The sequence below is a fragment of the Dactylosporangium sp. CS-033363 genome, from assembly GCF_050942475.1.
Lineage (GTDB): Bacteria > Actinomycetota > Actinomycetes > Mycobacteriales > Micromonosporaceae > Dactylosporangium.
In genome coordinates this window covers 1,154,503-1,175,967 of record NZ_CP192032.1, presented here as the reverse complement: position 1 = coordinate 1,175,967, position 21,465 = coordinate 1,154,503, and the positions used below count along the sequence as shown (strand labels likewise).

Below are 21,465 nucleotides of genomic sequence, written 5' to 3'. Positions count from 1 at the left end.
ATGACTGTCCACCCGCTGCACAGCACCCAGGGCACCCAGGGCACGTACGTCCGCCGCGACGGCCGCTGGGACGACCTCGAGCGCCTGCGCAACACCAGCCCGATGTACGACGCCGTGATCGAGGAGCTCGACGGCCGCCGCATCCGCGTGGGCAACCACTGGCTGACCGACTGGGCCTCGTGCAACTACCTCGGCTTCGACCTCGAGCCGGAGATCATGGACGCCATCGACCCGTACGTGCGCACCTGGGGCACCCACCCCAGCTGGTCGCGGCTGCTGGGCAACTCCCGGCCGTACATCGACATCGAGGAGCGCCTCACCGAGCTGCTCGGCGCCCCGGACACCCTGCTGCTGCCGACGATCACCCACATCCACATGTCGGTGATCCCGATCCTGGCCGGCGACGGCACGATCTTCCTCGACTCGCAGTCGCACAAGACCATCTACGACGGCTGCATGTACGCCAAGGGCCTCGGCGCCACCGTCCAGCGCTTCCGCGCGGGCGACCCCGAGCACCTGGCCGAGCTGCTCGCCCAGGCCCCGCCCGGCAAGGCCAAGCTCATCGCGATGGACGGCGTCAACAGCATGACCGGCCTCGCGCCCGACCTGGCCCGCTTCGCCGAGGTGGCCCGCCAGTACGACGCGCTGCTCTACGTCGACGAGGCGCACGGCTTCGGCGTCATCGGCGAGCGGCGGCCGGACGAGACCTCGCCGTACGGCTCGCGGGGCAACGCGATCGTGAAGTACGCGGGCGAGACGTACGACAACATCGTGCTCGTCGGCGGCTTCTCGAAGTCGTACTCCTCGCTCATGGCCTTCCTGGCCCTGCCCACCTGGCTCAAGAACCACCTCAAGGTCGCCGCCCCGCCGTACCTGTACTCCGGCCCGTCCCCGACCGCCTCGCTCGCGACGGTCATGGCCGGCCTGGAGGTCAACGAGAAGCGCGGCGACGAGATCCGCGCCGACCTGTACCGCAAGACGATGCGCGTCCTCGACCACGTGCGCGCGCTCGGCGTGTGGACCCCGAACACGGGCACCACGCCGATCATCGAGCTGCCGCTGGCCCCGGGCGAGGACATCGCGAAGGTCGGGCAGTACCTGTGGGACAACGAGACCTACGTGACGCTGGCCGCCTACCCGCTGGTCCCGCGCGACCAGGTCGGCTTCCGCATCCAGGTCACCGCGGCCAACACCGACGCCGAGATCGACCAGCTCAACGGCGTGCTCACGACCCTGGCCCAGGCCGGCAAGCTGCGGCGGGAGGCATTCGGTCTCGGGAACGCGGCTTGAACCACGCATTTGTGCCCAGGCACCGGGCCCGGCGGCAGCTGCCGGGCCTGCTGATCCCGCTGCGCAACCGGGACTTCCGGCTGCTGTGGACGGGCATGAGCGGCTCGCTGATCGGCGACGGGATCCTGCTCGTCGCCATGGCCTGGCAGGTGTACTCCCTGTCGGACGCCCCCGCGGCGATGTCCGTCGTCGGGTTCGCGCTGACCCTGCCCCAGGTCGCCACGCTGCTCTTCGGCGGCGTGGTCAGCGACCGGTTCGACCGGCGGAAGATCATGCTCGCCACCGACGTGGTGCGGGGCGCGGTGCTGACGGTGCTCGCGGTGCTCAGCCTCACCGGCGCGATCCAGGTGTGGCACATCGTGGCGCTGGTGGCGGTGTACGGGGCGGCGTCGGGCTTCTTCGGCCCGGCGTTCGACGGGCTGGTGCCGACCCTGGTGGACGAGGAGGAACTGGTGCAGGCGAACGCCCTGGACCAGTTCGTCCGCCCGGCGGCCCTGCAGATGGCCGGCCCCTCGCTCGGCGGCGTCCTCATCGCCGTCGCGGGGAGCGGGCTGGCCTTCGCCATCGACGCCGTGACGTTCGCGGTCTCGGCGGCGTGCCTGCTGCTCATGCGCTCCCGGCCGGCCGCGTCGGCGGTGGCCGCGGCCGCGGATGAGCCCTCGGTGTGGGAGGAGTTCAAGGCCGGCCTGAACTACGTGCGCGGGAACGTCTGGCTGTGGGGCACCTTCGTCGCCGCCACGTTCGCGTACCTGCTGTTCATCGGCCCCACCGAGGTCCTCCTGCCGCTCGTGGTCAAGCAGCAGCTGCACGGCACCGCGGGCGACCTGGGCCTGGTCCTGGCCAGCGGCGGCATCGGCGCCATCGCGGCCGCTCTGATCGTGGGGCAGCGCGGGGTGCCGCAGCAGTACATGCGCTTCATCTACATCACCTGGACCCTGGCCACCCTGGCCGTGGCCGGCTACGGAATGGCCACCGCGTCGTGGCACCTGGCCATCGCCTGCGCCCTGGTCAACGGCCTGGAGGCGGCCGGCACGATCGCCTGGGCGACCGCAAAGCAGCGGCTCGTCCCGGAGGAGCTGATGGGTCGCGTCTCGTCCGTCGACTGGTTCATCTCCATCGCTCTGGTACCGCTCAGCTACGCCATGGCCGCGCCCGTCGCCAACGCGATCGGCATCCAGAACACCCTCATCGGCGCGGGTGTCCTCGGGGCCGCGGTGACCCTCTCCTTCCTCTACCTCCCGGGCATGCGCTCGCCCAAGCAACTGGAGCTCGCGGCATGAACGACGTAGTGGAAGTGGTGGACCGCCTGGGCCGGGCCTTCCTGTCCCGCGACGTGGAGGGCGCCCTGGCCTGCTTCGTCCCCGACGACGACATCACGTACGTCGGCTCCGAGGCCGGCGAGTGCGCCACCGGCCGCGACGCCGTGCGAGAGCTCCTGGCGGGGCTCTTCGCACGGCCCGCGGCGTACACCTGGCAGGCAACGTCGGTCACCGTCCACAGCCTGCCGGGCGGCGCCTTCGTCATCGCCGAGGCCGACGGCACCGAACACACCGCCGAGGGCGTCGAACCATTCCCGTACCGCATCACGGGCCTGCTGTCCCGCCGCGGCTCGGGCGCGTGGCTCTGGCGCGCCGTCCAGGGCTCGGAACCTACCTGAGCACCAGGTCGTCGCACGTCTCCTCGTCCGGCAGCAGGGGCCGGAAGCCGACCTCCCAGCGCGCATCCCCGGACGTCCAGGGGGTGCGCGCGTTGGCGTTCGCGGCCGCCGCCAGTACCGGAGCCGCTTCCGTCGTCAGGCAGTTCACGCCCGACAGGTGCTGCATCGGGTCGCCCGGGAGCGGTGTCGCGCCCGGCCACGCAACAGCCGGTGGCGGCGAGGGCAGCCCGTCCTGCCGGTCCGCCCAGGGATGCGCCACCGCGGCCATCGTCCTCGGCTCGTACGCGGCGGGTTCGCCCAGGTCCAGGTCGCGCAGCTTCTGCACGAAGTCCGCGAGCCGCCCTCGTGCCCTTTGCTGGGACTGGGTCAGGGTGCCGTCCTCGATGCCCAGGGCCGGGGCGTCCGAGGCGACCAGGCCCGCCGCGGTGCGGACCGTGATGCGCGTCGAGCCCGCGTCCATGACCTGGGGGACGCCCAGGTCCTCGCCGTTGCCCACGCCGGCCTCCAGGGCGTCCTCGACCAGATCGCGCAGGCGGTCCGCGGAGATGTGGCGGACCTGGACGTTCGGCAGGGCCGGGCCGGGGTAGATCTCGCGGACCGGGCCGGCGGTGATGACCCGGCCGTCGCCGTACACGCTGAGCTCTGGGACCGCGGTGGCGACCAGGTCCACCGGGATCATGCCGCCGGAGGTGCGGACCTGCAGCATCAGGTCGTCCGGGGCGGAGGTGGCCGGGGGCTTGCCGGCCACTTCGGCGCCGCAGCCGGTCAGGAGCAGGGCGGCGGTCGCGGTCGCCATGATCAGGCGGGACAGGGTCATGGCGGTTGGACGCGGCGGGGGGCCTTGCGGTTCCCGGGGCTGACTAACAGTGTTAGTTTTAGGGCTATGCGAACCGTATACTTTGCCGCTGCTCGGCGTACGCCGATCGGGAAGCTGCGGGGGGCGATCTCCCACGTGCGGCCCGATGATCTCGCGGCGGCCGTGGTCAGGGAGCTGGTGTCGGGGATCGACCCGGCGCGCGTGGACGAGGTCTACTGGGGCGCGGCCAACCAGGCCGGCGAGGACAACCGGAACGTGGCGCGGATGGCCGTGCTGCTGGCCGGGCTTCCCGAGAGTGTGCCCGGCGCGACCGTGAACCGGCTGTGCGCCTCGGGCATGGAGGCCGTCACCGTCGGGGCGCGGGCCATCGCGTCCGGCGAGGCGGACGTCGTCGTGGCCGGCGGGTCGGAGTCGATGAGCCGGGCGCCGTTCGTGCTGCCGCGGCCCGACGACGCGCTGCCGCAGACCATGGCCGTGGCCGACACGCGGCTCGGGTGGCGGCTGATCAACCCGCGGATGCGCGAGCTGCACGGGCTGCTGAGCATGGGCGAGACGGCCGAGGAGGTCGCCGCGCGGTTCGGCGTCTCGCGCGCGCGGCAGGACGCGTTCGCGCTGCGCAGCCACCAGCGGGCCGGGGAGGCGACCAAGAACGGGCACTTCGCCGGCGAGCTGCTGCCGATCGACGGGGTGGGCGCCGACGAGGGGATCCGGGCCGACACCAGCCTCGAGAAGCTGGCCAAGCTCAAGCCGGTGTTCCGCGAGGGCGGCACGGTGACCGCGGGCAACTCCTCGCCGCTCAACGACGGCGCCGCCGGGCTGCTGCTGGTGAGCGAGTCGGCGCTGCGCGAGTTCGGGCTGGAGCCGCTGGGCCGGTACGTGGCCGGGGCCTCCGCCGGCGTGCACCCCGACGTCATGGGCATCGGGCCGGTGCCGGCCACCCGCAAGGCGCTCGCCCGGGCCGGGTGGGCGATCGGCGACGTGCGGCAGGCCGAGCTCAACGAGGCGTTCGCCGCGCAGGTGCTCGCGTGCGCGGACCAGCTCGGGCTCGACCCGGAGATGATCAACCCGGACGGCGGGGCGATCGCGATCGGGCACCCGCTCGGCTGCTCGGGCGCGCGCATCCTCACGACGTTGCTGCATCGCATGCGGCGCACGGGCGACTCCCGCGGCCTCGCGACCATGTGCGTGGGTGTCGGTCAAGGCTCGGCTGTACTGGTGGAAAGGGACTGAGCATGCGCTTCCAGGGCAAGAAGGCGGTCGTCACGGGTGGCGCCCAGGGCATCGGAGCGGCCACCGCCGCGCTGCTGCGCGACCAGGGCGCCGAGGTGATCGTGCTGGACCTGAAGGCGGCCGACGGCGTCGTGGCCTGCGACGTGACCGACAAGGCGGCCGTGGACGAGGTGTTCGCGGGCATCGGCCGGATCGACATCCTGGTCAACAACGCCGGCATCACCCGGGACAACCTGCTGTTCAAGATGCCGTACGACGAGTGGTCGGCGGTGCTCGACACCAACCTGACGAGCATGTTCCTGTGCTGCCAGGCGGCCCAGAAGGCGATGGTCCCGGCGAAGTACGGCCGGATCGTGAACCTCAGCAGCCGCTCCGCGCTGGGCAACCGGGGCCAGGCCAACTACGCCGCGGCCAAGGCGGGCGTGCAGGGGCTCACAGCGACGCTGGCGATCGAGCTCGGGCCGTACAACATCACCGTGAACGCGGTCGCGCCCGGCTATATCGCGACGCCCATGACCGCGGCCACCGCCGAGCGGGTCGGCAGCACGGCGGAGGAGCACCAGGCCGCCGTGGCCGACCGCACGCCGCTGCGCCGGGTGGGGCAGCCGGAGGAGGTCGCCGCCGTCATCGCGTTCCTGGCCAGCGACGAAGCCTCCTACGTCTCCGGCCAGACCCTCTACGTCAACGGCGGCGCCCGCTAGAACCGCGTCACTTCAGCACCAGGTCGACCTCGGCGACATCGCCGGCCTGCCGCTCCTTGTGGTTGCCGAGGTCGACCACCCGCAGCTTGAACGTGCCCGTCGCGTCCTTCTTGACCTGGAAGGCGAGGTCGGTGCCGACGGCCTTCTGGCCGCTGCTGAGGGCCTCGTTGGGCGCGGTGTCGGGGCCGAGCTCGGAGCTGTCGGGCTGGCCGAGGCGGAAGTGCTCCTGGCCGACGTACTCGCTCGAGTTGCCCTTGTACTGGATGTCGACCTTGCAGTACACGACCCGGTAGCCCTTCTTCGCCTGGCCGTTGTAGTCGAAGAAGCCGCCGCGCAGGTCGCACGTCGTGAACGTGACGACGAGGTCGTGGACGGTCACCGACTTGTCCTTGATCAGGTTCACCGGCTCGTAGGACGTGACCGCGCCGCCGCCCAGGGGGATCGTGGGCTGCTCGCGGTCGGCGTCGCCGAAGATCAGCTCGCCGGTGTTGAGCGGGGCGTTCAGCGGGTCGTACAGGCTGAAGTCCAGGTTGTAGTTGCTCTTCTGGCCGCCGGCGACCGTGGTGCTCTCGCGGACCTGGCCCGTGTACTGCTGGCCGCCGATGTTCAGCACCGCGCTGAGGTACGGGCGGTCGTTGTCGGTGCCGAGGTTCTCGATCACGACCTCGGTCCACAGCTTCAGCTTGTTCTCGTCCTTGGCGTCGTACGAGACCTTGCCGACGGTGATCTTGAACTGGCCGAGCCAGACGGACTTGTTCACGTCGACGGTCTGGGTGGCCGGGCCCGGCTTGGCGTTGCCGGTGCTGTTCGCGCCGCCGTTGCCGCCGCCCCCGTTGCCGGTGATGCCCGTGCCGCCGCGGCTGCCGCTGCCGGCCGTGTTGGTGGTGTCGGGCTTGTCGTTGCCGACCGCGTTCCAGGCGACCACGCCGCCCACGCCGAGCAGCAGCACGGCGGCGACGATGATGCCGACCAGGACGCCGACGTTGAGCCCCGAGCCGGACCGCGGCGGCGGCTGGACCGGGCGGAACGGCGGCGCGACCGGGCCCTGCGGCGCCATCGGAGGGGCCGCCCCGAACACGGCGGTCTGGTTGGGCGGCGCGCTCGTCGGCGGCGACTGGGGCGTCGAGGCCGACTGGAAGGCCATGGCCGAGACCGGGGCCGGCGGGCCGGACGAGGGCACCCCGGGCACGCCCGAGACCGGCATCGTCGGGCCCGGGCTGGACACCGGCGCGTTCGGCGGCACCGGGATCGGGACCGGCGCCATCGGGCCCCGGTTGCCGATCGACGGCGGGCGCGGGCCCGGAGGCGCCGGCGGGCCCTGCGGGAACGGCGCCGGACGGGCGGGCATCGCGGCCAGCACGCTCCCGAGCGCCACCACCAGCTCGGGCTGCTCGATCAGCGTGGGCGCGACGCCGAGCCGCTGGTGCAGCAGGGTGCTGACCATCGGGATCCGGCTGGAGCCGCCGACCAGGAACAAACCGCCGATCTGATCGGTACGCACACCCGCCCGCTGCAAGGTGCCGGCGGTGAGGTCGACGGTGCGCTGGAGGTACGAGCGCGACAACTGCTCGAACTCGGTGCGCGTCAGATGGATGTCGGTCTCGAACAGCGGCAGGTGGATGCTCGCCGTGGAGGACCGGGAGAGCTGCTCCTTGGCCGAGCGCACGTCCTCGCGCAGCAGGTGGGTGCGGCGGCGACCGGCGTCGTCGGACGGCTCGACCAGCTGCCGCCAGCGGTCCGGGTCGGTCGCCGTGATCGTCTGGCCCAGGTGGCCGATGATCGCCGCGTCCAGGTCGACGCCGCCGACGTCGGGCAGGCCGTCGCTGGCCAGCACGTCCCAGCCGCCGTCGGGGCGGCGGCGCAGGATCGTCGTGTCGAACGTACCGCCGCCGAAGTCGTAGACCACGAGCACGCCGCCGGGCGCGATGTTGCGGCCCAGCACGGTGGTGAAGTACGCGGCGGCCGCGATCGGCTCCGGCACCAGGATCGGCGACGGCATGCCGGCCCGGGCCGCCGCGTCGGCCAGCACCGAGCGGCGGTGGGTCGCCCAGTTCGCCGGGTAGGTCAGCACGGTGCGCACCGGCATGATCCCCAGCACCCGGGACGCCTCGTCGGCGGTGCGCCGCAGCAGGGCCGCGAGCAGGTCCGACACGTTGAACTCGCGCTGGCCCAGCAGCACCGTACCGTCGTCAATCCGACGCTTCGGATTGGGCTCGAAACGGGACGGATCGAGCCGGGCACTGCGCTCGGCGTCCCTGCCGACGAGCAGGTGCCCGTCGACCTCGGCGTACACCGACGACGGCAGCAGGAAGCTGGCGTCGAACAGCAGCGGCTGGCTACGACCGTCGGCGGCGGTCAGTGCGGCGACGGTGTGGGTGGTGCCCAGGTCGACGCCCAGCTGCGACTCGATATGCCTCGTCACGCCGACACGGTAGCGCCTCCGCTCAACGCCGTCCGTTCGCGGCTGCCCTCGCCTCCTCCTCGGTGCGCACCAGCGGGGTGTCGACCAGGTGCTCGGCCAGGAACCAGGCCTGCAGCTCGTTGGTCCGGATGATGTCGGAGACCAGCAGGTCGTTGGTGCCGTCGTCGCCCATCTCCATGACCTTGGCCGCCGCGTCGTGCGCCTCGGTGAGGATCATCTCGTGCGCCTCGAGCATCCGCGACAGCATGGCCGGCACCTCCTCGGCCCCGTCCGGCGGCCGCGGCACGCGCGTCAGCTCGGCGACGTGCCGCGGGTCCCCCACCGCGATGCCCCCCAGCGTCTGCACCCGCTCGGCCACGGTGTCGATCATTTCGAGCTGCTCCCCCGCGTGCTTGTCCAGCAGCAGGTGCAGCTGATAGAACGTCGGCCCACGCATGAGCCAGTGATGCTTCTTGTACAGCGAGTAGAGAATCTGACTGTCCGCGAGCACCTGGTTGAGCCGCTCACAGGAGTACCGGCGCGCATCGAACGACAGCGCGACCGGGAACTGGCGCATCTGGCCGAACCGCTGGATCTCGTGCCCCTGCTGGTGGAGCCAGGGCTGGCTGGAGGTGTGGCTGGCTTTCTTCTTGGTGGCTGGCATGACGCGCCCTGTGCCCGAACGGCGCGATTCAACCCTCACCCGGCGCGGTGACTCCATCGCTTTCCTTGCCACCGCGGTCCCGTGCCACCGCCGTGCCGTACCACCGCCGTGCCGTGCCACCGCCGTGCCGTGCCACCGCCGTGCCGTGCCACCGCCGTGCCGTGCCACCGCCGTCCTGCACCTCCGCCGTCCCGCACCTCCGCCGTCCCGCACCTCCGCCGTCCCGCACCTCCGCCGTCCCGCACCTCCGCCGTCCCGCACCTCCGCCGTCCCGCACCTCCGCCGTCCCGCACCTCCGCCGTCCCGCACCTCCGCCGTCCCGCGCGGGCGCCGTCCCGCGCGGGCGCCGTCCCGCGCGGGCGCGGGTTTGCCGCCGCCCGGCGCGGTGACTCCGCCGCTCTCGCGCGGACGCCGCCGTTCGCGCCGTTGACCACCCACCCGCGCCGTGGCACTCCTACCCCGCGCGGACGCGGCCGTTTGCGGCCGTTGACCAGCCGCCCGTGCCGTGGCATCCCGGTCCCGCGCCGTGGCACCTCCGCATCGCGCGGACGCGGCCGTTCGCGGCCGTTGACCAGCCGCCCGTGCCGTGGCACCCCGGTCCCGCGCCGTGGCACCTCCGCACCGCGCGGACGCGGCCGTTCGCGGCCGTTGACCAGCCGCCCGCCCTGCGGCAGCTCTCCCCCGCGCGGACGCGACCACGCGGCCGGTGCGGCCCGTCGACCACGCGTCCGCGGCGTGGCTCGTCTGCCCTGCGCGGGCGCGGATGTTGGCGGTCAGCCCGGGGCGGTGACGCCGTCTCGGATGAGGCGGGTCAGGCGGCGCGCCCGCGCGGCGTCGCCGGTCGTGATGGCGGTGCCCGAGACCAGGGTGAGCAGGTCCGATGCGGTGACGCCGGGCCGCAGCCGGGGCGTCGCGCGTTTGACCAGGGCGGACGCGGTTGCGTTGATCGCCGCGTGCCACTCGTCGAAGCGGGCGGTCCTGCGGCCGGTGGGGCCCTCGGTCGCGGCCAGGGCGAGCGGCCGCTTCGTGGCGACGTGCTCCACGAACGCGTCGAGCCAGTCGAACAGCGCCGCGAGCGGGTCGGCGGCCGTCAGCAGGTGCTCGCCGCGTTCGCACAGGGCCGCGACCTCGTCGGCGTAGACGGCTACGAGCAGGTCGCCGCGGGTCGGGAAGTGGCGGTACAGGGTCGCGTTGCCGACACCGGCGCGCCGGGCGACCTCGTCGAGGGCGACGTCGTTGCCGCCCTCCGCGATCAGTGCGCGGGCGGCTTGCAGGAGGCGGGCGGCGTTGCGGGACGCGTCCGCGCGCGGGCGAACCGGGGACATCCCCGGTTATGCTAGCCGAGGCAGAAACGGGGAGCTCCCCACTTACGCTCGGCGCCGCTGCGAGGGCGGGGCCGTACACCGTCGACGAGGAGGGCGCATGAGTCTCAGTGCCGAGGACCGGTTCGCCATCACGGACCTCATCAACCTGCACGGGCACCTGGTCGACGCCGGCGATCTCGAGGGGTTGCGGGCGGTGTTCGTGGAGGACGTGCCGTACGACGTGACCGCGCTCGGCGGCGGCGTGCTGCACGGCCTGGCCGAGGGCCTCGCGGCCGCCGCGGCGATGGGTGACGCCGCGCCGGTCGCGCACCACGTCACCAACATCGTGCTCACCGAGCTCGGCGACGGGCGGGTGCGCGCGCGGTCGAAGGGGCTCGGCGTGCTGCGGGACGGGGGCGTGGGCAGCGTGACGTACGACGACAGGATCGAACGGCTGGAGGTCGGCTGGCGCATCGTGCACCGCGTCGTCCGCCGGTGATCAGATCGGCCGTGCGCGGGGGATGATGTCGTGACGGGATCGGTAAGCTGCGATGCCGGAGCGTGCTGAGACCGAGGCGGGGACGGGGGCCCGATGACACAGGCGGCGGACCGCCCACAGCCGCGGCGCCGGCCCGGACACGTCGGCGGCGTCCCGCTCGGGCGCCTGGTGCTGGCCGAGGCGGTCGTACTCGCGATCGCCGCGCTGGTCCCGCACGGCCCGGTCGCGACGGGGATCGCCGTCGCCGCCGGGGCCGCCGTCCTGCTCGCCGCCGTCCTGCGCAGCCGCGGCCGCTGGTGGCTGGAGCAACGAGCCCTGACCCGAGAGCACCACCGCCGACGCCGAACCGCGTCGTCGCTGACCGCCGCGCCACCCCACGCCGCGCCACCACCACCGCACGCCACGCCGCCACACGCCGCGCCGCCGTCACCCAACGCCGCACCACCGCACGCCACGCCGCCACACACCGCGCCACCACCACCGCACGCCGCGCCGCCATCACCACACGCCGCACCACCGCACGCCGCACCACCGCACGCCGCACCACCGCACGCCGCGCCACCACCGCACGCCGCGCCACCACCGCCACACGCCGCGCCACCGCCGCACGCCGCGCCGCCACACGACACGCCGCCTTCGCACGCCGCGCCGTCGCTGGCTGCGCTCCACGCCCTCGCGCCCGGCCTGGTGATCCAGGAGGTGCCCGGGGCGATGGCGGACGGCCCGCGCATCGGGATCGGATGTGACGCCGCCGGGTGGTACGCCGCGGCCGTCCTCGGCGACGCGACGTCCCTGCGCGGCGATGCGGATCCGGGTGTACCGCTGGATCTTCTCGCCCGCATCCTCGACGACGACGGGCATCCCGGCGCCGTCGTCCAGCTCACGACCCTGAGCGTCCCCGCCCCGCAGCTCGACCCCGGCCAGATCGCCGCCCGCTCGTACCGCGAGCTGCAACACCTCCGCCCCGGTCTGCCCGCCGAGCGCACCACCTGGGTCGCGGTCCGCCTCGGGGCGCGCGCCCGCGCGGAGGCGGGGATGGCCGCGGCGTACGACGCGCAGCACGCCCCCGCGCTCGTCGGCTCGCTCATCCGCAAGGCCGGCCGCCTGCTCCGCGACGCCGGCCTGGAGCACCGCATCCTCACCGGCAGCGAGCTCACCCAGGCGCTGACGCGCGCGTGCGAACTGGAGGTGCCCGCGCCGCAGGAGGACTGGACGGCGTGGCGGTCGGGGAAGCTCGCCCACGCCGTACTGTGGATGCGGTCCTGGCCCCGGCTGGAACACACGTCGGCGCTGCTGGAACACCTGCTCTCGCTGCCGTCCGCGGCGACGGCCTCGGCGCTGATCCTGACCCGGGACGGCGCCGGGCTCGGCCTGCGCGGACTGATCCGGGTGTCGGCGCCCGCCCCGGCGCTGGAGGCGGCCGCGCGAACGGTCACGGAGGCGGCCGCGGCCGCGCATGCGGAGCTGGTACCCCTCGACGGCGAACACGGCCCCGCGATGTACGCGTGCGCCCCGACCGGCGGCGGCGCGACATGACCCCGCTGCACGTGGGCTGGCACGACGTGAGCGCCGAAGCCCTGCGGCAGATCCGCGGCGGCACGGGCCCGGCCGGGCTGCTGCTCGGCGTGGACTACCAGCGCGAGCCGGTGCCGATCCGGCTGTTCCGCCCCGAACCGACCCGCGTGACCCTGGTCGGCGGGGTCTGGGCGCTGCGCATCCTGGTGTTCCGCGCCCTCGCGCTGGGCGCCCGCGTGCTCGTCACCATGGCCGACCAGCGCCCGTGGCAGGGCCTCGGCGAATGGGCCACCGGCCGAGCCGACCGGGTGCTGGTCGGCGCCAACCAAAAGCTGCTCGGCCCCGACCCCCAGCCGCCCGGCCGCGCCGACCGGGTCCAGGTCGGCCCCGACCCAAAGCCGCTCGGCCCCGACCAAAAGCCCCCCAACCACCGGCCGCCCGCGACATCCGGCCCCCGCGAACCGCTGCTCGTCGTCACCGATGCCGCGCAACCGGAGCTAGGCCCGTGGCAGACCCGGATCACGGTGGTGCACGAGCTGACCCAGGAGCGCGCACCCACGCTCCTCGGCGCCGATCTCGTGATGCTGCAGCGCCTCACCGCCGCGGAGGCGACCATCGCGCAGACCGCGGCCGGCATTCCCCTGAAACTCAGCCCGCGCGACGCGAGCCGGCTGCAGGAGATGACCCCGGAGATGCTGGCCCTGCTGGGCGGTGGCGCCAACCGGTACGTCTGGCTCGCCCCGACCCCCATCGAGCAGCAGTTCCACGGCCCGCCCCAACGCTAGGACGCGGCCCGGTTGCGCTCGTGGAGGGCGGCGAGGATCAGGCGGTACAATTGGGAGAGCATTTCGGCAGGAACCTCGATCCCGTTGCCGCTGCCCGGATTGACCCGCAGCCCCGCCCCGTCGCGCGGCCACGCGACGGCGATGTCGACGAACGGCACCGCGATCCAGTCCCGATCGCCCAGCTCGGCCTGCAGGTGCGCCGGCGACGTGAAGGCGAGCACGATCGGCTGCCCGTCCGCGCGCTGCGTGCGCCACCACGCGAACGCCGGGTCGGTGACGTCGCGGGACACGTCCGTGCGCACCGCGGTCCAATACTCGCCGGGCGCCGCGACGTCCCCCGGCAGCGGCAGGAGCAGGCTGGCATCGAGCAGCGCCGTTGTGTACGCCTCGCGGTCCCCTGCCGCCACCGCCCGCCGCAGCGCGTCGTCCAGCGGCCACCACTCCGCCTCCCACGGCGGCAGGGTGCGCACCGCGTCGGGCGTGAGGTACGCCTGCACCGGCAGCCCCGGATCGACGGCGATGCCCCACCCGAGCCCCGCGATCGCGCCCACGAGCTCGAACAGCGGCCACCGCCGCACCGCCTCGACCCCGGCCGGAAGCGCGGTTCCGGAGGTCCAGGCAGGCACATACGTCAATCCGTCCAGGGTCGACGTGGCCAGGCTGACCGGCTCCCGCCCCGCGGCCGCGCGCACCGTCACCGGCAGATACAGCGCCTCCGCGGACAGCGCCCGCAGATAACCCGCCCGATCCCCGGCCGCCACCGCCGCCGCCATCGCCTCCTCGGCCTCGGTCGACGGCCGCCAGGTGGTCATGCCGCCCAGCCTAACCGCCCCCGGCTCCGTCGCCGACCCATCGAGGGACATCGCATCGACGAGCTGCCTGCGATAATGCCAACCGCCGCGTTTGTACTGCGAGCAGCTGGCGACCGGCACCTGTCCGACGTCGACACGGGGGAAGGGGCATCGTGCACGAGCCCGAGGAGTTCCGCGCGACCTGGAACCAGACCTGGCACGCGTACGCCAAACCGTTCCTCGCCGCCAACATCCTGCTGGCCCTCCTGCTGTTCGTGATCGGCTGGATGATCGGCGGCTACGCCGGCATGGTCCTCGCGCCCATCATCGGCGTCGGCGCCATCACCCTCTTCCAGCGCATGGCCAGCCGAGGCCACGGCCTGCGCCTGTCCGACACCGGCGTCGAGTTCCTCCGCCGCGACGGCGTGATCGTGCGCATGCGCTGGCCGGACATCCAGGGCGTGGTCGTCATGAACCGCCGCTCCGGTACCGTCATCGCCCCCTACGGCGTAGGCCGAGCCGCCGCCCAGTCCGGCGTGGACATGTTCGCCGACGCCAACAGCGGCCCCGGCATCACCGGCATCGGCGAGGTCCTCGACCACCGCCAGGTGGAGGCCCAACGCCGGCACGGCCCGGCCTGGGTACCGCTGGCCGAGCCGCAAAAAGTGAACATGAGCCTGGCGATGATCGACCGGAGCTGGCCGAGGGACCGCATCGGCGACTGGTTCCGCCGGTACCGCCCCGATCTGCTGCCGCACTGAGGTTTGCCTGTCGGGCTGTTTACCTGTCGCCGCTCGGGTCGAGGTCGGCGTGCTCGCGCTGCCAGTCGCGGTACCACTCCTCGAACCACCCGCGCCCGGCCGCGAGCGGCACAATGGTGGCGACGGTCTCCCGGTAGTACGAGCCCCGCTTCTCGGCCCGCGGGTGCGTGCGCAACCGCTGCACATTGCTGAGCCGATCGGCCAGCTTCACGGCCAGAGCGGCTTCGGGCGCGTTGCGGAGGCTCTGGAGGTACAGCTGCCGGTCTTCGCTCTTGGTGACCCACCCGACGAGGTCCGCGACGCGCTCGCCGAACCGCGCCCGCACCTCCCCGATCGTGGTGGCGGTGTCCTCGACGACATCGTGCAGAACCGCCGCGACCAACGTGTCCACATCGCGCACCCCGACGGCGTCGACGAGCACTTCGAGCGCCTCGAGCAGATGCTCCACATAGGGCTCCCCAGCGGGCCGCCGCTGCTCGCCATGCCGCTCAACAGCGAACGCCACGGCTTCGTCGAGCCGTTCGAGCGTGGCGTCGTCGAGCCGATCGGCGAAGCGCGCACGAAGCGCCGCCCAGCCAACGGATCCATCAAATGTGCGCAGCACTCTTGCCGCCTCCTTGCCGATTTGTCACAGCTGCCGCGCCTCGAGCTGCTCGAGCGCAGCGGCTTCATTGATCGCCGCACGCACAGCTTGCGCGTCGGATGCCGCATTGAGCCCCGCATACGCGGATGCCGCTCTCGGCGCCGCATTGTCGGTTGCCGCGTTGAGCGCGGCGCTCTCGGTTGCCGCGTTGAGCGCCGCATGGTTGGTTGCCGCGTTGAGCGCGGCGTGGTTGGTTGCAGCGTTGAGCGCGGAATGGTTGGTTGCAGCGTTGAGCGCGGAATGGTTGGTTGCAGCGTTGAGCGCGGAATGGTTGGTTGCCGCGTTGAGCGCGGCGTGGTTGGTTGCCGCGTTGAGCGCCGCCCCGACCTCCTGCACATCAGTGGCTCCATCAACGCCCGCCCGAACAGCCTGCGCATCAGCAGCGGCGAGACCGGCCTGATACCGCCCAAGGTCGACCGCGATAGCCGCGCGAAGGGTACTCAGCCGCAGCTCAAACACATACCGATGCCCCCCGACCTCAATCCCGACGCGAAGCGGCACCTCAGGAACCAACGCGGACCGCGAGGCGTACATGTTGTCCACCCCCACAATCCGCCCCCCGTCCCCAATCCCGAACGCGCGAACACAGTCATGCAAAGCGCGCAACAAACTCCCGGTATCGGACATGACAACCCGAGCCTCGACAGCGTCGACGACATCCCCGACCCGCCTGGCCCCATCCCCCCGCGCAACCTCATCGAGCAGCACGTCAGCACCCTTGACCCGGCTGCTGTACCTGACCGGATCGACGACATCGCGCACGGTCCGATCAACCTCAGCCCGTACCTCCCCCGCGAGCCGATCCGCGTACTCCCGCACCAGCCTCACCTCATCCAAACTCGGATGCGGCCCCACATCGCGCGCGGGATCCCCGGCGTTGACCTCGTCGACATACCGCACCAGCCGACTGTGCTCGACCCCGTCCACAATGACGGTGTTGACCCAGTCGGGAATCGCCTCATACAGCGGCCCCTGACCAGGATGCTCAGCCCGGAACCGCTCCAGATCCCCGCCGTACGCCGCGAGCACGTCCCCCCGAGCCATCTCGTCCAAGTGCCGCTGCACCCGCGCGTCCAATGCGGCCTCACGCAGCGGACTGGCAACGTCCCAAATGCGCAGCCCCGACTCGGCTCTCGCGCTGTTGTGCTCACCCGAAGCCGCAGCACGCTGCTCAACCGGCGACGCAGCACGCTGCTCAACCGGCGACGCAGCACGCTGCTCAACCGGCGACGCAGCACGCTGCTCAACCGGCGACGCGGCACGCTGCTCAACCGGCGACGCGGCACGCTGCTCAACCGGCGACGCGGCACGCTGCTCAACCGGCGACGCGGCACGCTGCTCAACCGGCGACGCGGCACGCTGCTCAACCGGCGCCGCGGCACGCTGCTCAACCGGCGACGCGGCACGCTGCTCAACCGGCGCCGCGGCACGCTGCTCAACCGGCGCCGCGGCGTAGCGCTCAACAGGCTGCTCGGTGTCCGCCGCAACGTGACGCTCAACTGGCTGCTCGGTGTCCGCCGCAACGTGACGCTCAGCAGTCGCAGCATCGTGGTGCTCGACAGGCAACGGATGGAGCGGCTCCCCACGCGGATCGAGCGTGATCGACCAGACGCCGGTGACGTTCTCGCGATACATCGGCCCGCGGTCCGACACGATCCCCCGCTGCAGATCGGCCCAGACGATGTCCCCCCGAATATTCAGCGCATTGAACGCGTGCCCCTCCCCGGTGTCCCCCCACTTGAGCACCACAATCGCCCCGGACCCGGCCCCAGCCACCCGCAGCTGCCGATCGACCTGCTCAAACCCGGAGTGGTCGAACGCATGCATCTCCCACTGCCCACCGGTCCACTCAGCAATCCGCTCAGCCCCCCGATGCTCCCCCGCGACAATCGGATCGCGCATGGCCCCGGCAACGGTCGGCTCGCCATAGTGATTGGCAAGAACGGCCATGGCCACATCGGGACAGTTGTTGTTCCGCCCAGGCTCCCGATGCCCGCCATCGTTGACCTTCTGCGCCCACTCCCCGTCCCGAACGTCGGGCTGCATAACCGGCCGCCCCTCGCCATCCCGAGGAAACCGCTCCTCCAACGCCAACACATCCCGCGCACTGGGCTGCCACATATCCTCGCCAGACCGAGTCTCCCCAACCGTGCGCTCCCCAACCCGCCCCACCAGTTCCGGCGGCCGCTCCCCCGCTTCGCGCACCACGCGCTGCCCCGCGCCCGCTTCGTGCCCCACCTGCCGCACCCGCGCCCCCGCGTCATGCGCCACCTGCTGCCCTCGCGCCGCCGCGTCATGCGCCACCTGCTGCCCTCGCGCCGCCGCGCCGTGCGCCAGCCGATCCAGCGGTGCCACCGGTTCGCCCGCCGACCGGTGCAGCGCCGAGGTCTCGTGCGTCAGCCGGTTCACTGCCGACGTTTCGTGCGCCGGCCGGTGCAACGCTGCCGCAGAATCGTGCGGCGCGTGCACGGGTGCCGCAGAATCGTGCGGCGCGTGCACGGGTGCCGCAGAATCGTGCGGCGCGTGCACGGGTGCCGCAGAATCGTGCGGCGCGTGCACGGGTGCCGCAGAATCGTGCGGCGCGTGCGCGGGTGCCGCAGAATCGTGCGGCGCGTGCGCGGGTGCAGCGTTTTCATGGGCCGCGTGCGACGGATCGATCGACCGAATACCGAACTCGCGCACGAACGGCTCGCACGAGGAGCAGGCTGGCGCGAACTCCCCGTGCTCCTGCCGAGCCCCATCCCCGATCCAGTGCGTGGCCACAACCCCGTCGCGAAGCTGTGCACGGGCGTAGGCCGAAAACTCCCCAGGCCGCCCATCCGCGTCCCACTGCCGCTCAAGCGCGTACAACTTGTCGGATACGAGCACCACCTCGGCGCACTGCCCGTGATGCAGCCCGATCCGCCGTCCCGGGTCCCGCTCGGCCGCCGACCGAATCTCGTCGAGGACCCGCCGCGCTTCCGGATGCATGCGGTGCTCGCCCGCCGACGGGATGCTCGTATGACTCCGGATGGCCTGCTCATCCGGCGTCAACAACGCCCCGGCGACCCGAACCCGCCCCTTGCTGCCGGCCCCTTCACCGTCCATCCGCGCCCGGGCCACATCGGCCAGATCGCGAGCGGACCGATCGGCGGCAGCGCGCCCCTCGGAACTGCCCGCCTCCCCCTCGAACCGCCGCGACGGCCCCTCAAAGGTCCGAGCCCGCTCGTGAACTGGCGACGCCGAGCTGTCGCTTCCACCGACGCGAACCGGCGCATCGTCAAACCGGCCAACAGCGACAGCAGCGCCCGCGGCCGCGATGTCGTCGACCGTCCGATGCCGCCCGCCTTCACTGTGCTGCGATGAGCCTTCGTGCACAGACGCATGTCCGATCGTGCGCGAGTGCTCCCCACCATGGCCCGCCCGCGAACCATCGGTCGTCCAAGCTCCGGCCTCGCCCCCACGCGCCCCGTCGTCAGCGCCGCGCAGGCCAACCTCAGCGCCGCGACCACCGCCGTCCATGCCATGCGCACCGCCGTCGATAGAGTGCGCACCGCCGTCGATGGTGCGGGCGCCGTCCAAGCCGTGCGCGCTGCCGTCGATGGTGCGGGCGTCGTCCAAGCTGTGCGGGCCACCGTCGATGGTGCGGGCGCCGTCCATGCCGTGCGCGCCACCGTCGATAAAGTGCGCGCCGCCGTCCAAGCTGTGCGCGCCACCGTCCGTGGTGCGGGCGTCGACGTCCGCCGCGTGAGTGCTCGACCGGTAGGCGCCGGTGTCCGCCAGCCCCTGTCGGCCGATGGCCGCGCCGCCCAAGTCCGCGACCGCGTGCCGGCCGACGGCGGGATTCAGAGTGTCTGAACCCGCCTCGGCACCACCCGCGCTGATCTCGGATTCACCGTGCCGTTGCGCGGTCGGGTCCCAGCCACTGCGGGTGCGCGAACTCCCGTCGACATCGCGGCCGACATCGCGGCCGACATCGCGGCCGACATCGCGGCCGACATCGCGGCCGACATCGCGGCCGACATCGCGGCCGACATCGCGGCCGACATCGCGGCCGACATCGCGGCCGACATCGCGGCCGACATCGCGGCCGACATCGCGGCCGACATCGCGGCCGACATCGCGGCCGACATCGCGGCCGACATCGCGGCCGACATCGCGGCCGACATCGCGGCCGACATCGCGGCCGACATCGCGGCCGACATCGCGGCCGACATCGCGGCCGACATGGCCGCCGACACGGTCTCCGACGTGGTCGACCGAAGCCACGCCGCGGTGGGTTCCCGGGTCGCCGCCAGTTCGGCTGCCCAGGCCGTCTCCGACGTGGGTGCCAGCGCCCTCGCTGACGTGGCTGCCCGTCGCCACGCCGTGTTGCGCCATCGGGTCGCCGCCGCCGTCAGCGGTCGCGTTGGCGGCCCGGGTCGTGACCAGGTCACCGTTCCCCCATGGACCCGTGCCGGGATTCGAGTCCGCGAGGCCGGTACCCGAGCCACCGGCCCGGTTTTCCGAGGTACTCCGAACGATCGGTTGACCGTCCCCCGCAGCATAATCCGCCCCTACGACACTTTCCCCGGCTTGATCGTGAGCCAGGGCGCCGGGCTCGGCGGAGTGGCCTTTCGGGCTGCGCAGGGCGCCGATTCCGCCCATGCCGCCGCCCATTGCGGCGCCTGAAAGGAACGTCTCCCAGGTGACGCCCCGGGTGGTGTTCTTCCAGCTCCAGTCCCCCGTCGTGAAGCCCGTCGTCAGCATCATCGAGGCGGGCATGATCAGGGCGTTCGAGGCACCGTGCACGCCCGCGTTGGCGGCTATGCGAGGCAGGCGGCCGGTGATGGGCAGGCCGACGAAGTTCAGGGGGAAGGTCAGCGCGCCCGTGACGGCGCCCGAGACCAGGCTGGTCAGCAGGGAGTGGGTGTCGAGGTCCGTGCGGCGGCCGTCGGCGATCTGGATTTCCTGGGCCAGCCAGTCTGTTCCGACCGAGAACGCTATCTGTTGTACCTCGTGCACGACGAACCGTACGAACAGCTTGCGGACGATCTCCTTGCCCAGGACGGCGATCAGGCGCTGCAGCACTCGCCCGGCGATGGTGCGGGCCGTGGCCACCGCGGCGCCCGCTGCCGCCTCCGAGCCGCCCAGCGTGAACGGGGCCAGGAGCTGGCAGATCAGGACCGTGATGACGGTGAGGACGAGCGTGATGACGAGGACGAGCTTGGCGTACTCGATCTCCATGGCGGCGTTCTCGGCCGCCGTCGCGTAGTTCAGCGCTATGTCGGCGATCTGCGGGAGGCCGTGCTGGGGGCCGACGGCCAGCGCGGACCAGTACGCGTTGAAGGCCGCCCCCGCGTCGCCGCCCCAGGCCTGGGTGACCTGCATGGCCACGGTGTCGGCGTTGTTCAGCAGGGCATTGAGGTCGGTGCCGAGGTCCTGCCAGGCCTGGGCCAGCTCGCGCAACTCGTCCTCGTTGCCGTCCGGCCAGGCGGAACCGCCCCCGATGATGCAGACGGCGTCCCACAGCCAGTCGAGGGGGTGCAGGTCCGGCTTCTCAATGGCCAACGCGGCACCCGCTTGGTTCCAACGAACCGGACGCGGTCATGGTTTGAACCAGGTGGCGGTCAGGTCGTCCAGGTCGACCACGCCCTGGACGCCCTCGCGGACCTGTTCGCCCAGCCGCGCCAGGGCGAGCACCATGCTTTCGCCGGCCTCGAGCACGCTCGTGCAGGGCGGGTGCTCGCCCGCCGCGTAGTTCTCGTTGAAGTTGCGGCCCGGATCGTCGTCGCCCCACGGTCGTGCGGCGTTGAGCTGCTCGATTCGGCCTCGTACCGCGCGCCACCGGTCGAGCATCGCCTCGCCCATGGTGGTCAGCTGCGAGGCGGCGGTGAGGGCCTGGGAGGGGCTGACCGCGGTACCGTGGAGGCTCATGGCTTCTCCTCGTGCTCGGCGAGCGGCCCCAGCTCGGTGTCCAGCCGGTGGGTCATGCCCTGCAGGTCGAAGGCAAGGTGGGCCTGCACGTCGGACTCGGCCAGGAACGGGCGGCACGCGGCGCTGACCTGCGCCATGGCGTCGGCGGCGGCCGCCTGGACGGTGCTGGTGATCGACTGGGCGAGCCGGCGGGAGTCCGGGCGGCGGTAGACGCGCGGGTCGATATCGAGGCTGATGAGCTGGCCGCGCGGGCCGACGACGGCGGTGATCAGGCCGTCGTCCGAGGTGGCGGTCGCGGTGATGGCCTGGAGCCGCTGCTGCAGCGCGCCCATGCCGCCGCGCATTCGCTCGAGCTCGCCGAGCAGTTCGTCGGCGCGGGCCCGGAGCGCACGGTTATCCAAAGTGCCCTCCCCGTCACTGCCTGTCCAACCGTACGATAAACGACACGGATGACACGCCACCAGTGTTCATCGATGTCGTGAGGGGGCGCCGAGTGCCGCGCTGGGGTGCCC

At 72.5% G+C, this 21,465-nt stretch carries 18 protein-coding genes; 9 read left to right on the top strand and 9 right to left on the bottom strand.

Annotated features, from left to right (window positions below; translation table 11 throughout):
- From ACQPZ4_RS05380 to ACQPZ4_RS05370, 3 genes are read left to right on the top strand one after another with little or no spacing between them, the layout of a single operon-like run.
- Entirely contained in the window at positions 1–1,290 is a 1,290-nt protein-coding gene (locus ACQPZ4_RS05380; RefSeq protein ID WP_433056723.1) for an aminotransferase class I/II-fold pyridoxal phosphate-dependent enzyme, read from the top strand.
- Positions 1,287–2,570, top strand: coding sequence for an MFS transporter (locus ACQPZ4_RS05375; protein WP_433056721.1), 1,284 nt, complete (start codon positions 1,287–1,289; stop codon positions 2,568–2,570). The genes ACQPZ4_RS05380 and ACQPZ4_RS05375 overlap by 4 nt, the downstream gene beginning before the upstream one ends.
- Complete coding sequence (locus ACQPZ4_RS05370) at positions 2,567–2,947, top strand: YybH family protein (protein ID WP_433056719.1); 381 nt, start codon at positions 2,567–2,569, stop codon at positions 2,945–2,947. Before ACQPZ4_RS05375 ends, ACQPZ4_RS05370 begins: the two co-directional genes overlap by 4 nt.
- Here ACQPZ4_RS05370 and ACQPZ4_RS05365 read toward each other — a convergent pair.
- Complete coding sequence (locus ACQPZ4_RS05365) at positions 2,940–3,764, bottom strand: hypothetical protein (protein WP_433056717.1); 825 nt, start codon at positions 3,762–3,764, stop codon at positions 2,940–2,942. The genes ACQPZ4_RS05370 and ACQPZ4_RS05365 overlap by 8 nt on opposite strands.
- A gap of 66 nt (positions 3,765–3,830) precedes the next feature.
- Here ACQPZ4_RS05365 and ACQPZ4_RS05360 point away from each other — a divergent pair, with 66 nt between their 5' ends.
- Together ACQPZ4_RS05360 and fabG are read left to right on the top strand one after the other, a co-directional pair.
- Entirely contained in the window at positions 3,831–4,994 is a 1,164-nt protein-coding gene (locus tag ACQPZ4_RS05360; protein WP_433056715.1) for a thiolase family protein, read from the top strand.
- Positions 4,995–4,996: 2 nt separating this feature from the next.
- Positions 4,997–5,695, top strand: coding sequence for a 3-oxoacyl-ACP reductase FabG (gene fabG, locus ACQPZ4_RS05355; protein ID WP_433056713.1), 699 nt, complete (start codon positions 4,997–4,999; stop codon positions 5,693–5,695).
- A 7-nt stretch (positions 5,696–5,702) separates the two neighbouring features.
- Here the strand turns inward: fabG and ACQPZ4_RS05350 are convergent, their stop codons facing one another.
- From ACQPZ4_RS05350 to ACQPZ4_RS05340, 3 genes are all read right to left on the bottom strand, one after another.
- Positions 5,703–8,117 (bottom strand): Hsp70 family protein, encoded by a 2,415-nt coding sequence (locus tag ACQPZ4_RS05350; RefSeq protein ID WP_433056711.1) that lies wholly within the window; start codon positions 8,115–8,117, stop codon positions 5,703–5,705.
- Positions 8,118–8,139: 22 nt separating this feature from the next.
- On the bottom strand, positions 8,140–8,760 hold the full coding sequence (locus tag ACQPZ4_RS05345; RefSeq protein ID WP_433056709.1) for a Dps family protein: 621 nt from the start codon (positions 8,758–8,760) through the stop codon (positions 8,140–8,142).
- Between the two features lie 773 nt (positions 8,761–9,533).
- Positions 9,534–10,085 carry a TetR/AcrR family transcriptional regulator gene (locus ACQPZ4_RS05340; RefSeq protein WP_433056707.1) on the bottom strand — a complete coding sequence of 184 codons (552 nt, stop codon included), beginning with the start codon at positions 10,083–10,085 and terminating at the stop codon, positions 9,534–9,536.
- A 97-nt stretch (positions 10,086–10,182) separates the two neighbouring features.
- Between ACQPZ4_RS05340 and ACQPZ4_RS05335 the strand changes: the two genes are divergently transcribed.
- The 3 genes from ACQPZ4_RS05335 (at position 10,183) to ACQPZ4_RS05325 (ending at position 12,863) form a co-directional block, all read left to right on the top strand.
- Positions 10,183–10,563: a nuclear transport factor 2 family protein gene (locus ACQPZ4_RS05335; protein ID WP_433056705.1), complete on the top strand. Its 381-nt coding sequence runs from the start codon at positions 10,183–10,185 to the stop codon at positions 10,561–10,563.
- A gap of 93 nt (positions 10,564–10,656) precedes the next feature.
- The gene (locus ACQPZ4_RS05330; RefSeq protein WP_433056703.1) at positions 10,657–12,099 is read left to right on the top strand and encodes a type VII secretion protein EccE; all 1,443 of its coding nucleotides are present in this window, start codon (positions 10,657–10,659) and stop codon (positions 12,097–12,099) included.
- Entirely contained in the window at positions 12,069–12,863 is a 795-nt protein-coding gene (locus tag ACQPZ4_RS05325; RefSeq protein ID WP_433056701.1) for a hypothetical protein, read from the top strand. Before ACQPZ4_RS05330 ends, ACQPZ4_RS05325 begins: the two co-directional genes overlap by 31 nt.
- Here the strand turns inward: ACQPZ4_RS05325 and ACQPZ4_RS05320 are convergent.
- Entirely contained in the window at positions 12,860–13,675 is an 816-nt protein-coding gene (locus ACQPZ4_RS05320; protein WP_433056699.1) for an SseB family protein, read from the bottom strand. The genes ACQPZ4_RS05325 and ACQPZ4_RS05320 overlap by 4 nt on opposite strands.
- Positions 13,676–13,827: 152 nt before the next feature.
- Between ACQPZ4_RS05320 and ACQPZ4_RS05315 the strand changes: the two genes are divergently transcribed.
- Entirely contained in the window at positions 13,828–14,415 is a 588-nt protein-coding gene (locus ACQPZ4_RS05315) for a hypothetical protein (protein ID WP_433056697.1), read from the top strand.
- A 19-nt stretch (positions 14,416–14,434) separates the two neighbouring features.
- On the opposite strand, the gene ACQPZ4_RS05310 is transcribed toward ACQPZ4_RS05315, so the two are convergent.
- Genes ACQPZ4_RS05310 through ACQPZ4_RS05295 form a run of 4 tightly spaced genes read right to left on the bottom strand, consistent with a single transcriptional unit; the run spans position 14,435 to position 21,354 of the window.
- Positions 14,435–15,019 carry an HD domain-containing protein gene (locus ACQPZ4_RS05310; protein WP_433056695.1) on the bottom strand — a complete coding sequence of 195 codons (585 nt, stop codon included), beginning with the start codon at positions 15,017–15,019 and terminating at the stop codon, positions 14,435–14,437.
- A 24-nt stretch (positions 15,020–15,043) separates the two neighbouring features.
- Complete coding sequence (locus tag ACQPZ4_RS05305) at positions 15,044–20,587, bottom strand: toxin glutamine deamidase domain-containing protein (RefSeq protein ID WP_433056693.1); 5,544 nt, start codon at positions 20,585–20,587, stop codon at positions 15,044–15,046.
- A 36-nt stretch (positions 20,588–20,623) separates the two neighbouring features.
- Positions 20,624–20,953: a hypothetical protein gene (locus ACQPZ4_RS05300; RefSeq protein WP_433056691.1), complete on the bottom strand. Its 330-nt coding sequence runs from the start codon at positions 20,951–20,953 to the stop codon at positions 20,624–20,626.
- Positions 20,950–21,354, bottom strand: coding sequence for a YbaB/EbfC family nucleoid-associated protein (locus tag ACQPZ4_RS05295; protein ID WP_433056689.1), 405 nt, complete (start codon positions 21,352–21,354; stop codon positions 20,950–20,952). Before ACQPZ4_RS05295 ends, ACQPZ4_RS05300 begins: the two co-directional genes overlap by 4 nt.
- Positions 21,355–21,465: the final 111 nt, after the last annotated feature.